Annotated in this window: 8 protein-coding genes and 1 pseudogene; 4 read left to right on the top strand and 5 right to left on the bottom strand. The window is 74.7% G+C overall.

The features are described from left to right. Positions 1-193 precede the first annotated feature (193 nt). Entirely contained in the window at positions 194-1,075 is an 882-nt protein-coding gene (locus DVA66_RS10675) for a universal stress protein (protein WP_114560069.1), read from the top strand. Between the two features lie 10 nt (positions 1,076-1,085). On the opposite strand, the gene DVA66_RS10670 is transcribed toward DVA66_RS10675, so the two are convergent. Both DVA66_RS10670 and DVA66_RS10665 read right to left on the bottom strand, forming a co-directional pair. Further along, entirely contained in the window at positions 1,086-1,523 is a 438-nt protein-coding gene (locus DVA66_RS10670; RefSeq protein WP_114125077.1) for a hypothetical protein, read from the bottom strand. 83 nt (positions 1,524-1,606) lie between these two features. Then, positions 1,607-1,996: a VOC family protein gene (locus tag DVA66_RS10665; RefSeq protein WP_114560068.1), complete on the bottom strand. Its 390-nt coding sequence runs from the start codon at positions 1,994-1,996 to the stop codon at positions 1,607-1,609. A 105-nt stretch (positions 1,997-2,101) separates the two neighbouring features. Between DVA66_RS10665 and hrpA the strand changes: the two genes are divergently transcribed. The 3 genes from hrpA to DVA66_RS10650 all read left to right on the top strand — a co-directional run bounded on the left by hrpA (position 2,102) and on the right by DVA66_RS10650 (position 7,922). Beyond that, positions 2,102-6,049, top strand: a complete 3,948-nt coding sequence (hrpA, locus tag DVA66_RS10660; RefSeq protein WP_114560067.1) for an ATP-dependent RNA helicase HrpA — start codon at positions 2,102-2,104, stop codon at positions 6,047-6,049. A 69-nt stretch (positions 6,050-6,118) separates the two neighbouring features. Beyond that, positions 6,119-7,009: a PAC2 family protein gene (locus tag DVA66_RS10655; protein WP_114560066.1), complete on the top strand. Its 891-nt coding sequence runs from the start codon at positions 6,119-6,121 to the stop codon at positions 7,007-7,009. 37 nt (positions 7,010-7,046) lie between these two features. Beyond that, positions 7,047-7,922, top strand: coding sequence for an acyl-CoA thioesterase (locus DVA66_RS10650; RefSeq protein WP_114560065.1), 876 nt, complete (start codon positions 7,047-7,049; stop codon positions 7,920-7,922). Between the two features lie 78 nt (positions 7,923-8,000). Here DVA66_RS10650 and DVA66_RS10645 read toward each other — a convergent pair whose 3' ends face one another. The 3 genes and pseudogenes from DVA66_RS10645 to DVA66_RS10635 all read right to left on the bottom strand — a co-directional run. After that, the gene (locus DVA66_RS10645; RefSeq protein WP_114560064.1) at positions 8,001-8,957 is read right to left on the bottom strand and encodes a sigma-70 family RNA polymerase sigma factor; all 957 of its coding nucleotides are present in this window, start codon (positions 8,955-8,957) and stop codon (positions 8,001-8,003) included. Between the two features lie 162 nt (positions 8,958-9,119). Continuing rightward, entirely contained in the window at positions 9,120-11,324 is a 2,205-nt protein-coding gene (locus DVA66_RS10640) for a S9 family peptidase (protein ID WP_114560063.1), read from the bottom strand. 32 nt (positions 11,325-11,356) lie between these two features. Continuing rightward, a pseudogene (locus tag DVA66_RS10635) lies at positions 11,357-11,839 on the bottom strand (thioesterase family protein); the annotation flags it as partial.

Raw genomic sequence — 11,839 nt, 5'->3', positions numbered from 1 at the left:
CGCCCGCACCGGCCGGCTTCCCGCAGCCCGGCCCGACCGCCGTCGCGCCGGCACCAGGGCCCGCCGTCCCGGGGGGTTCCGGCCCGGCGCCCCGACCGCCCGCTCCGCAGGCGACGGTCCCCTCGATCGATCCCGAGCACCCCGTCCGGGGAGTGCCCCGACCCCCGGCCCGGCCGGGTGCAGGAGGTCCGCGATGAACCGCACAGCCCGTGTCGTGGTCGGCGTCGACGGCTCCGACGACGGCCAGCGCGCCCTGGTCTACGCCTGCCGCGCCGCCCGCGCCCGCGAGGCCGAGCTGCTGGTGGCCCACGCCGTCGACGACGCCGTGCTGGCCGGCGCCTGGGGCGTGGTCTACGACCCGACCCTGCTGCAGCAGGCGGGGGAGACGATCGTGGCCGAGGCGGTCGAGTTCGCCCAGGGGATGGGTGTGCCGGCCGACCGGATCAGCTCCGAGGTCGTCATGGGCAACCCCTCGGGGGTGCTCAGCAAGCTCTCGGAGGAGGCCGACCTGGTGGTCGTGGGCCGGCGCTCGGTCCGCGGCCTGGAGCGGCTGTTCGTCGGCTCGACCAGCGTCGGCGTGGCCGCCAGCGCCACCTGCCCGGTGATCATGGTCTCGGCCGCCACCCACGTCGAGCACACCGGCTCCCTCGGCCGGATCGGGGTCGGCATCGAGCCCAACCCCAAGGCCTCGGTGGCGCTGACCCTCGCCTTCGAGGAGGCCGAGCGTCGGGACGCGCACCTGGAGGTGGTGCACGCCTGGCAGCCGCCCACCGTCGGCCTGTTCGCCCGCAGCCCGCGCCCGGAGAAGCTGGAGGAGAGCCGTCGCGCCGACGCCGCCCGGGTGCACGAGCTGGTCGCACCGCTGGCCGCCGCGCATCCCGGTGTCTCCTACAGCGTGACCGAGACGACCGCGCACCCGGTGGACCTGCTGGTCGAGCGCTCAGCCGAGCTGGACCTGCTCTGGCTCGGCGTGCACGAGGGCATGACGGTGGGTGCGGTGGTGCGCGGCGTGATGGCGCACAGCCGCTGCCCGGTCGCGCTGGTGCGCGTCTGCGCCGGCGACCGGAAGGGCTGAGCCGGACGCGCTACTCGGCCGGCCGGGCCTCGTGGCCCGGCTCGCCGGGGGTGCGCTCGTCCTCCTTCATCTGCGCCTCGTAGAGGTGGCGCCGCCCGCCGGCCAGGGTGTCGCGGGCCTCCTTCTCCAGCTCGCGGAACAGCGACCAGTAGCCGTCGTCGTAGTCCTCGACGATCTGGAACGTCCAGCGGCCGGCGATGACGTTGCGCCCCACCAGCTCCCGGCGCAGCTTCTCCGCCAGCTCGGTGTGGCCGGCCCGCTCGAGCCCGTCCACCGCCCCCTGCAGACCGATGTCGGCCTTCCCGGTCAGCTGGTGGAAGCTGTAGAGGTGGCCGCGGGCCCGGTCGACGGTCTCCAGCGCCTCCGACAGCGCGCCGAGGGCCTCGATCGTCTGCTGGTCGAGGCCGGCGGGGGGCTGGTGGTCACGGTCACGTCCGTCGCTGCTCATGGCGCCATCCTCACCCGGCCCGCCCGCGCGCCCGCCACCGGGGTCGCCGGCGACGTCCCCGGACGGGGGACGACCGGCGGCCCTCAGCCGGCGGGGTAGAGGCAGAAGGGGTGGCCCTCGGGGTCGGCCAGCACCAGGTGGTCGGCGTGGCGGGCGAGCACCGAGGCCCCGAGCCCGACCAGCCGGTCCGCCTCGTCGGCGGTGTCGGCGGCGACCAGGTCGAGGTGCAGCCCGGGACGGGCCGCCGCCGCAGGATCCCCGACGCGCTGGCACCACAGCCGCGGGCCGCCGTCGGCGGACTCGACCAGCACGGTCGGGTCGTCCTCGGTGCTGGTGACACCGGTCGATCGCAGCCGGGCCAGCTCGGCCTCGTCGTAGGGCGCGACGGCGTAGCCGTCCAGCGCCGCGGCCCAGAAGCGGGCCAGCCGAGCCGGGTGGACGGAGTCGACGACGACGTCGCGCAGACGAGCCACACCGAGATCATCGCCCGCCGCCGACGCCGGCGCCACCGTGCCGGCCCCTCACCCGGCGTCGGGCGGACCGCAGCCACGGGCCGCGTGATCTAGGCTGGGTCGGCCATGTCCCGACCGCCCCGCCGACGCCCGCGCCGCACCGACGTCACCCCGCGGGAGCCGGCGCCGCTGCCCGAGGGTCTCTCGCTGGAGCTGCCGCCGGAGCTGCCGATCACGGCGATGGCCGACGAGATCCGCACCGCGCTGACCGAGCACCAGGTGGTCGTGGTGGCCGGGGAGACCGGTTCGGGCAAGACCACCCAGCTGCCCAAGCTCTGCCTGGCGATGGGACGCCGCGCGATCGGGCACACCCAGCCCCGACGGATCGCCGCCCGCAGCGTCGCCGAGCGGGTGGCCGAGGAGATGGGCACCGGACTGGGCGAGGTCGTCGGCTACCAGGTGCGTTTCACCCGCCGCTCCTCCCAGGAGACCCGGCTGAAGGTGATGACCGACGGCATCCTGCTGGCCGAGATCGGCCACGACCGGATGCTGCGCCGCTACGACACGATCATCATCGACGAGGCCCACGAGCGCAGCCTCAACATCGACTTCCTGCTCGGCTTCCTCAAGCAGCTGCTGCCGAAGCGCCCCGACCTCAAGGTGGTCGTCACCTCCGCCACCATCGACACCGAGCGCTTCGCCGAGCACTTCGCCGACGCCGACGGCACCCCGGCGCCGGTGGTCGAGGTGTCGGGACGCACCTATCCGGTGGAGGTGCGCTACCGCCCGCTGCGCGCCGAGGACCGCGACCCCGAGCCCGAGGACGAGGACGAGGACGGCGCGACCGCCCCCAGCACCGGTGAGGACGACCAGGACCAGGTGGACGGCGTCGTCGCGGCGGTGCGCGAGCTGCAGGCCGAGAGCGACCTCACCGGCGGCGACATCCTCGTCTTCCTCTCCGGGGAGCGGGAGATCCGCGACACCGCGGACGCGCTGGAGGCCCTCGACCTGCCCCACACCGAGGTGCTGCCGCTCTACGCCCGGCTGTCGGCGGCCGAGCAGCACCGGGTGTTCGCCCCGCACACCGGACGCCGGGTGGTGCTGGCCACCAACGTGGCCGAGACCTCGCTGACCGTCCCCGGCATCCGCTACGTGGTCGACACCGGCACCGCCCGGATCTCGCGCTGGTCGGCGCGCAGCAAGGTGCAGCGGCTGCCGATCGAGCCGATCTCGCAGGCGTCGGCCAACCAGCGCGCCGGCCGCTGCGGCCGCGTCGCGCCCGGCATCTGCATCCGGCTCTACTCCGAGCGCGACCTCGCCGCCCGCCCGGCGTTCACCGAGCCCGAGATCCTGCGCACCAACCTCGCCTCGGTCATCCTGCAGATGGCCTCGGCCCGGCTCGGCGACATCACCGACTTCCCCTTCGTCGAGGCCCCGGTCGCCAGCCAGGTCGCCGACGGCGTCCGGCTGCTCACCGAGCTCGGGGCCATCGAGGACGGCCGCGGCGACGGCGTCCGGCTGACCCAGGTCGGCCAGCGGCTGGCCCGCCTGCCGCTCGACCCGCGGCTGGGCCGGATGCTGCTCGGCGCGGAGGACCGCGGCTGCCTGCGCGAGGTGCTGGTCATCGTGGCGGGGCTGTCCATCCAGGACCCCCGCGAGCGGCCCGCCGAGCACCGCGAGGCCGCCGACGCCCTGCACCGCCGGTTCTGGACGCCGACCGGGGCTGACGGCGGCGACGACGGGGCCGGGGAGGACGAGCCCGACCCGGTGCGCTCGGACTTCCTGGCCTGGCTGCACCTGTGGAACTACCTGCGCCGCCGGCGCCAGGAGCTGTCGGGCAACGCGTTCCGCCGGATGTGCCGCGACGAGCACCTCAACTTCCTGCGCATCCGCGAGTGGCAGGACCTGCACGCCCAGCTGCGCGAGATCTGCGGCGAGCTGGGGATGACGCCCAACACCCCCGACGCCGGCCCCGAGGCGATCCACAGCGCGCTGCTGACCGGGCTGCTGTCCCAGATCGGGCTGCTGGACGTCAAGGAGGAGGAGCGCCGCGGCCGACGCGCCGCCGCCCGCGGCCGGCGGCCGATGAAGGAGTACCTCGGCGCCCGCGGCGTGAAGTTCGCGATCAGCCCCGGCTCGCTCCTGAGCCGCCAGCCGCCGCCGCTGGTGATGGCCGCCGAGCTGGTGGAGACCAGCCGGCTGTGGGCCCGCACCGCCGCCCCGGTGACCGCCGAGCAGGTGGAGGAGGTCGGCGCGCACCTGGTCAAGCGGCACTACTCCGAGCCGCACTGGTCGGAGCGCTCGGCCAGCGTGATGGCCTACGAGCGGCTGACCCTGCTCGGGGTGCCGGTGGTGGCCCGCCGCCAGGTCGCCTACGGCCGCGTCGACCCGGTCGAGGCGCGCCGGATGTTCATCCAGGCCGCCCTGGTCGAGGGCCGCTGGCGCACCCGGCACCACTTCTTCGCCCGCAACGCCGCCGTCCGCGCCGAGGCCGAGCAGCTGGAGGAGCGGGCTCGCCGCCGCGACATCGTGGTCGACGACGAGACCATCGCCGCCTTCTACGACGCCCGGCTGCCCAGCGACGTCGTCTCCGGCGCCCACTTCGACCGCTGGTGGCGCACCGCCCGGCACGAGACCCCCGACCTGCTCGACCTGCGGCTGGAGGACCTGCTGCGCGGCAGCGGGGACGCCTCCACCTCCGACTTCCCCGACACCTGGGTGGTCGACGGCCACGAGCTCGCCGTCGACTACGTCTTCGACCCCGGGTCGGGACGCGACGGCGTCACCGTCACCATCCCGGTCGAGGTGCTCAACCAGGTGCCCGCCGCGCCGTTCAGCTGGCAGGTGCCGGGGCTGCGCGCCGAGCTCGCCACCGAGCTGGTGCGCGGGCTGCCCAAGCAGGTGCGGACCCGGTTCGTGCCCGCCCCCGACCACGCCCGCCGCGCGCTGCAGTGGCTCGGCGAGCACCCCGAGACCGCCGACCTGGCCTTCCCCGAGGCGCTCGGACGGGCCCTGCGCGCGCTCACCGGCGAGCGGGTGCCGACCGACGCGTGGAACCCCGACGCCCTGCCGGCCCACCTGCGGGTCCGCTTCGAGATCAGCACCCCCGAGGGTCCTCGGCCCGGCCGCGACCTGGACGAGCTGCGCCGCGAGCTCAGCCCCACCGTCGAGGCCACCCTGGACCGCGTCTCGGCGGAGGTGGTCCGCAGCGGGCAGACCCGCTGGACCTTCGGCACCATCGCCCCCGAGCTGCACCTGCAGCGGGACGGGCACCGGGTGGTCGGCTACCCCGCGCTGACCGAGGAGCGCACCGGGGACGGGGCCACCGTCGGGCTGGTGGTCACCGAGTCGCCGCGCCGGCAGGCCCAGCTGCACCCGCTCGGGCTGCGCCGTCTGGTCACCCTCAACACCCCCGACCCCACCCGCTGGGTGGTCTCCCACCTGCCCAACACCGAGAAGCTGGCGCTCGGCCACAGCCCCTACCCCGCGGTGCCCGCGCTGCTCGCCGACGCCCGGCTGGCCTCGGTGGGCAGCCTGGTCGCCGAGGCCGGCGCGGAGGACACCCGCACCGAGGACGCCTTCACCCGGCTCTGCGACCGGGTCCGCGCCGACAACGCCGGGCGGATGCGCGAGGTCGTCTCGGTGGTCTCGCGGAGCCTGGCCGCCGCGCAGGCGGTGGCCAGGCTGCTGGAGGCCCCGGCCACCCCGGCGCCCGCCCGCGACGACGTCAGCGAGCAGGTGCAGAACCTCGTGTTCCCCGGCTTCGTCGCCGCCACCCGGTGGGACGCGCTGCGCCACCTGCCGCGCTACCTCACCGCCGCCGAGCAGCGGCTGCTGGCTGCCGCGACCGACCCCGCCCGCGACCAGAGGGTGGCTGAGGACGTCCTGGTCTGCGAGGACGCCTACGCCGAGCTGGTCGCCGCCCAGCCCGCCGGGCCGCTCAGCCCCGAGGTGGAGCGGATCGGCTGGCTGATCGAGGAGCTGCGGGTCGGCGTGTTCGCCCAGCGCCTGGGCACCGCGGAGACCGTCAGCCGGCGCCGCGTGCTCAAGGCCGTCGCCGCCGCCCGCGGCTGACCGGCGGCCCGCCCCGCCGGATGGGCACGCTGGCCGTGCACCCGCCGCCGGCCCACTAGGCTGGGCCCCATGATGGACCCGCGTCTGCTGTACGAGCTGGATCCGGAGCTGTGGGAGCAGATGAGGGGCAAGCGGCCGGTGCTCCTCCACCTGCTCGAGGGCTACGTGGACGCCGGCCAGACCGGTCGGGCGCTCAGCCGGCACCTGCGCGCCTCCAGCGAGCACCGCACCCTGGTCCGCTTCGACCACGACGCCCTGCACGACTACCGCAGCCGGCGTCCGGTGATCACCTTCGACACCAACACCTGGAAGTCGGCCACCACCTTCGCCCTCGAGCTCAGCGTCGGCACCGACGCGAACGGGCAGGAGTACCTGCTGCTGCACGGCCCCGAACCCGACACCCAGTGGGAGCGGGCCATCGCCGCCCTCAACCACCTGGTGCACGAGCTCGACGTGCGGATGGTCGTCACCGCCTCCGGTGCCCCGGTCGCGGTGCCGCACACCCGGCCCACCCTGGTGACCGGGCACTCCACCGACACCAACCTCATCACCGACAACCCGCGGATGATCGACCGGGTCGACGTGCCGGCCAGCTTCAGCTCCTACTGGGAGCTGGCGCTGGGCACCCACGACCGGCTGGCCCTCGGCTTCGCCGCGCTGGTGCCGCACTACCTGGCCCAGGCCACCTTCCACCAGTCGGTGGTGGCGGTGCTGGAGCGGATCAACCAGTACACCGGGCTGTCGCTGCCGCTGGGCGACCTGCCCGAGCAGGTGGTCACCAACCTCGCCGACATCAACACCGAGATGAACGGCTCGCCGGAGGTGCTCGAGGTGGTCTCCACGCTGGAGCAGCAGTACGACGCGATGCAGACCCGTCCCGAGGAGTACCTGCCGAGCGCGGAGGAGCTGGGCGCGGAGTTCGAGCGCTTCCTCGCCGACCGCGAGAAGGACGAGGAGTGAGGACGCCGCCGCTCGGGCGCCGGCGGGGGACGCGCTGATGCCGTCCTCGGTGCAGGAGCTGGTGGCGCTGCTGGAGCTGGAGGAGATCGAGCAGACGCTGTGGCGGGGGAGCCAGCCGGCGACGCTGCTGCAGCGCGCCTTCGGCGGGCAGGTGCTGGCCCAGGCGCTGGTCGCGGCCCACCGCACCCTGCCCGGCGACGTCGCGGTCTCGGTGCACTCGCTGCACGCCTACTTCCTGCGGCCCGGACGCACCGACGCCCCGATCATCTACGACGTCGAGGTGCTCCGTGACGGACGCAGCTTCTCCACCCGCCGGGTGCTGGCCCGCCAGGGCGGCGCGGTGATCTTCACCGTCTCGGCCTCCTTCCACGTCCCCGAGCCGGGGCTGGAGCACCAGGACCCGGTACCCGACGACGTCCCGCCGCCGGAACGCTGCCCGCTGCTCAGCGAGGCGATGGAGAACCTCAGCGGGCGCCGGGCCTCGATGTGGCAGGCCGAGTGGGGGGCGCTGGAGGTCCGCTACGCCGGGGACTCCCGTCCCGGAGGGGTCCTCTCACCCGAGCGGCACCCGGCCCGGGCCCGGGTCTGGATCCGGGTGGCCGGTGAGCTGGCCGACGACCCGGTGCTGCACCAGGCGGCGCTGGCCTACGCCTCCGACCTCACCCTGCTCGCGGTCAGCGTGGTGCCGCACCCGGTCCTCTTCGGCGGCCCGGGCCTGCAGGCGGCCTCGCTGGACCACTCGCTGTGGTTCCACCGCCCGTTCCGCGCCGACCGCTGGCTGCTCTACGACCAGGTGTCCCCGTCGGCCCGCAGCTCCCTCGGGCTGAGCACCGGACGGCTGTTCCAGGACGGTGCGCTGGTGGCCACCGTCGCCCAGGAGGGGTTGATCCGGGTCGTCGACCCGCCGGCCTGAGCCGGGACGCGGACGGGCCCGCCCGGAGGATCTCCGGACGGGCCCGTTCTGCGCTCGGGGCGACCCGTGCTCGACGGCTCAGGCGGCGAGGGTGCTGTGGCGGCGCAGCACCGCGATCGCGTTGCGCTCGATCTGGCGCACCCGCTCGGCGGTGATGCCCCAGACCGCGCCGATGTCGGCCAGCTTGGCCTGGCGGCCGTCGAGCAGGCCGTAGCGGCGGCGCACCACGTCGGCGGAGCGGTCGTCGAGGTGGGAGAGCATGCCCTCCAGCCGTGCCGACTCCTCGGCGTCGATGACCACCTCGTCCGGGCCGGGCATCGGCTCGCGGGCGATGAGGTCACCCAGCGCGGTGTCGCCACCCTCCTCGACCGGTGCGTCGAGCGAGACGTGCTCGCGGCCGTAGCGCATGAGGTCGATCACCCGGTCGGGCTCGACCCCCATCTCCTCGGCGATCTCGACCACGTCGGGCTCGCGGCCCAGCCGGCGCTCCAGGGTGCGGCGCACGGCACCGACCTGGTTGACCTGCTCGGCGACGTGCACCGGCAGCCGGACGATCCGGCCCTGCTGGGCGACGCCGCGGCTGATCGACTGCCGCACCCACCAGGTGGCGTAGGTGGAGAACTTGAAGCCCTTGGTGTAGTCGAACTTCTCCACCGCGCGGATCAGCCCGGTGTTGCCCTCCTGCACCAGGTCCAGCAGCGGCATCTGGGCCCGGCCGTACTTGCGCGCCACCGACACCACCAGGCGGAGGTTGGCGGTGACGAAGCGCTGCTGGGCGGTCTGGCCCTCGGCGGCGATCGTCTCCAGCTCCTCGCGGGTGGCCTTGCGGTAGCCCCGGGGGCGGTCCTTGGCCTTGACGGTGCCGTCGAGCAGCTTCTCCGCGTACAGCCCGACCTCGATGGCCCGGGCCAGCTCGACCTCCTCGGCCGCGGTCAGCAGCGGAGTCTTGGCGATGCCGTCCAGGTACAGCCCGACCGCGTCCTTGCCGTCGATCCCGTCGTTGCTGCGGGCTCGGCTCTGTGCGTTCGTGCTCACGTGTGGTGCCCCTTTCGTCGTGACACCCCTACAACGCGCGAGGTGCGCGATGTGTTTCCTGGATCGCCCTGAGGTGCCCCCGACCCGGGGACGGGGACTACGGGGTGACCGGGAGACCGGACGGGTGCGACCGTGGTCGTATACCCGCCCGGCGCCCGGGGCTCACACGCCGGGCGTCCCGGTCCCGGTCACCTGGTCGATCAGCCACGCCTGCTCGAAGGCGGTCTGACGCCAGGCGTTGTAGCGGCCCGAGACCCCGCCGTGCCCGGCGGCCATCTCGGTGCGCAGCAGCACCGGACGATCAGCGCGGGCCGGTCGGGCCGCCCGCAGCCGGGCCACCCACTTGGCCGGCTCGACGTAGTGCACCCGGGTGTCGTTGAGGCTGGTGGTGGCCAGCACCGCCGGGTAGTCGGGCGCCTCCTCGACCTCGGGCACGTTCTCGTAGGGGGCGTAGGAGGCCATGTAGTCGTACACCTCCGGGTCGGCGAGCGGGTTGCCCCACTCCTCCCACTCGATCACCGTCAGCGGCAGCTCCGGGTCGAGGATGGTGGTGAGCGGGTCGACGAAGGGCACCGCCGCGTGCACCGCCCGGAACACCTGCGGGGCGAGGTTGACCGCCGCGCCGATGAGCAGCCCGCCGGCGCTGCCGCCCTCGGCCGCCAGCCGGTCGTGGCTGGTCCAGCCCTCGGCCACCAGGTGCTCCGCGCAGGCGACGAAGTCGCTGAAGGTGTTCTTCTTGGCCAGCATCTTGCCGTCGTCGTACCAGCGCCGGCCCAGCTCGCCGCCACCGCGGACGTGGGCGATGGCGTAGACGAAACCGCGGTCCAGCAGCGAGAGCCGGGCGATGGAGAAGCCGGGATCCATCGGGATCTCGTAGGAGCCGTAGCCGTAGAGCAGGCACGGGGCGGTGCCGTCGGCGACCACGTCGGCGCGGTGCACCAGCGAGATCGGCACCCGGGTGCCGTCGGGAGCGGTGGCCCACAGCCGGCGCTGCACGAGGTCCTCGCTGCGGTAGGGCCCGTGCACCGGGTGGTCCAGCACGGGGGCGCGCTTGAGCAGCCGGCGCTCCCCGGTGGCGACGTCGGCCTCGAACACCGAGCTCGGCGTGACCAGCGAGGTGAAGGAGAACCGGAACCGGGTGCTGCGGTAGTCGGGGTCGCCGAGGTTGGCCACGGTGTAGAGCGGCTCGTCGAAGGTGAGGTCGGCCCCGCTGCCCAGCGAGCCGTCCGGGCCGCGCGGGATGACGTGCAGCCCGCTGAGCCCGTCGCGGCGCAGGGAGACCAGCACGTGGCCCTCGTAGGCGTCCACGTCGACGATCCGGACGCCGGGCGTGTGCGGCAGCACCGGGCGCCAGTCGTCGGGGGAGCTCGCGGTCAGTGGCGCCTCGGCCAGCTCGGAGTCCGGGGCGTCGAGGTTGTGCACGACGAGCAGCCGGTCCCCGGCCACCTCGACGTGGTACTCCAGCCCCTCCCGGCGCGGGCTGACCACCCGCGGCGTCCCCTCGGGGTCGTCGACCGGCAGCAGCCGGTACTCCGAGGTGAGCCGGCTGCCGGTGCCGACCAGCAGCCACCGCTCGTCGCGGCTGGTGTCGACACCGAGCCAGAACCGCTCGTCCTCCTCGGTCAGCACCAGCACGTCCTGCTCGGCGGGCTCGCCCAGCCGGTGGCGGAACAGCTGGTGCGGGCGCCAGGCGGCGTCGGCGCGGGTGTAGAAGAGGTGCTCCCCGCCGAGCCAGACCGCCCCGGCCGCGGTGTCGGGGACGGTGTCGGGGAGCCGCTCGCCGGTCTCCAGGTCGACCACGTGCAGGGTGTAGCGCTCGTCACCGGTGACGTCGGTGCCGAACAGCAGCCGGCGTCCGTCGGGGGAGAGGGCGAAGCTGCCGAGGGAGAAGAACTCCTGCCCGGCGGCCTCGGCGTTGCCGTCGAGCACCACCTGCTCGCCGGGGAACCCGTCGGCACCGGCGGTGGCCGGGTCGGGCGGGGTGTCGGGGTCGGTCACCGGGAGCCGGCAGTGCAGCGGGTACTCCTGACCCTCCACGGTCCGGCTGTAGTACCAGAAACGGCTCACCTCCTCCTCACCGACGCGGTGGCGCACCAGGGTCGGCACGCTGAGGTCGGTCTGACGGGTGCGGGCGGCGATGTCGTCGAACAGGCTCTGCCGCAGCCCCTCCAGCGACGCCGTCTGCTGCTCGGTCCAGGCGTTCTCGGCCTCGAGGTGGGCGGTGGTCTGCGGGTCGTCCTTGGCCCGTAGCCACTCGTAGTCGTCGACGAAGACCCGGCCGTGGTGCTCGCGCCGGACCGGCCGGACGGCGGCCCGCGGCGGCTCCGTGGGCGGGGTGGGGGAGGAGGACGGCACCGGGCTCGACATGCTCCCCACCCTAGGGGCCCGGCGGTCGCCCCTCAGCCCGTCGCCGTCGGCAGCGGCCGGACGGTGAGCACCTGCTCGGCCCGGCCGACCGGGCCGTGCCGGTCGTGCAGCACCGAGGAGGTGAGCCCCAGACCGGTCGGGCCGACCACCTGCTCGGTGTCCAGCCCCAGCCGGTCCCCGGTGGGCAGGCGGTGCAGGTGCACGGTGAGATCGGTGTTGGGGAACATCCAGCGCCGCGGGTCGACCCGGCAGCCGAGCCCGTTGGCGGTGTCGACCAGTCCCATCAGCCGGGCCAGGTCGGCCACCTCCTCATCGGCGACCAGCGCCGGACGGGCCCGCAGCCAGGCCCGGTTGCGGCCCTCGCCGGGAGCGCGCTCGGCGCGGACGTCGAGGCTGGCGATGAACCCGCCGGGCCAGTACCGGCTGGGCTCGGCCGGCGGTAGCTCCTCCGGGGCCGGCAGCGGTTCGCCCGCGCCACCGGCCACCTCGGCGGTGCCGGCCGCTGCCAGCCGCCA

Source organism: Desertihabitans aurantiacus (assembly GCF_003344635.1).
Classification (GTDB): domain Bacteria; phylum Actinomycetota; class Actinomycetes; order Propionibacteriales; family Propionibacteriaceae; genus Desertihabitans; species Desertihabitans aurantiacus.
This window is presented reverse-complemented; position numbering and strand designations above follow the sequence as displayed.

Excerpts from the sequence above, each read along its gene's own strand:
- DVA66_RS10670 (WP_114125077.1), bottom strand. The coding sequence starts at position 1,523 with ATGAGCAGCGACGGACGTGACCGTGACCACCAGCCCCCCGCCGGCCTC.
- hrpA (WP_114560067.1), top strand. The coding sequence starts at position 2,102 with ATGTCCCGACCGCCCCGCCGACGCCCGCGCCGCACCGACGTCACCCCG.
- DVA66_RS10640 (WP_114560063.1), bottom strand. The coding sequence starts at position 11,324 with ATGTCGAGCCCGGTGCCGTCCTCCTCCCCCACCCCGCCCACGGAGCCG.
- DVA66_RS10655 (WP_114560066.1), top strand. The coding sequence starts at position 6,119 with ATGATGGACCCGCGTCTGCTGTACGAGCTGGATCCGGAGCTGTGGGAG.
- DVA66_RS10675 (WP_114560069.1), top strand. The coding sequence starts at position 194 with ATGAACCGCACAGCCCGTGTCGTGGTCGGCGTCGACGGCTCCGACGAC.
- DVA66_RS10650 (WP_114560065.1), top strand. The coding sequence starts at position 7,047 with ATGCCGTCCTCGGTGCAGGAGCTGGTGGCGCTGCTGGAGCTGGAGGAG.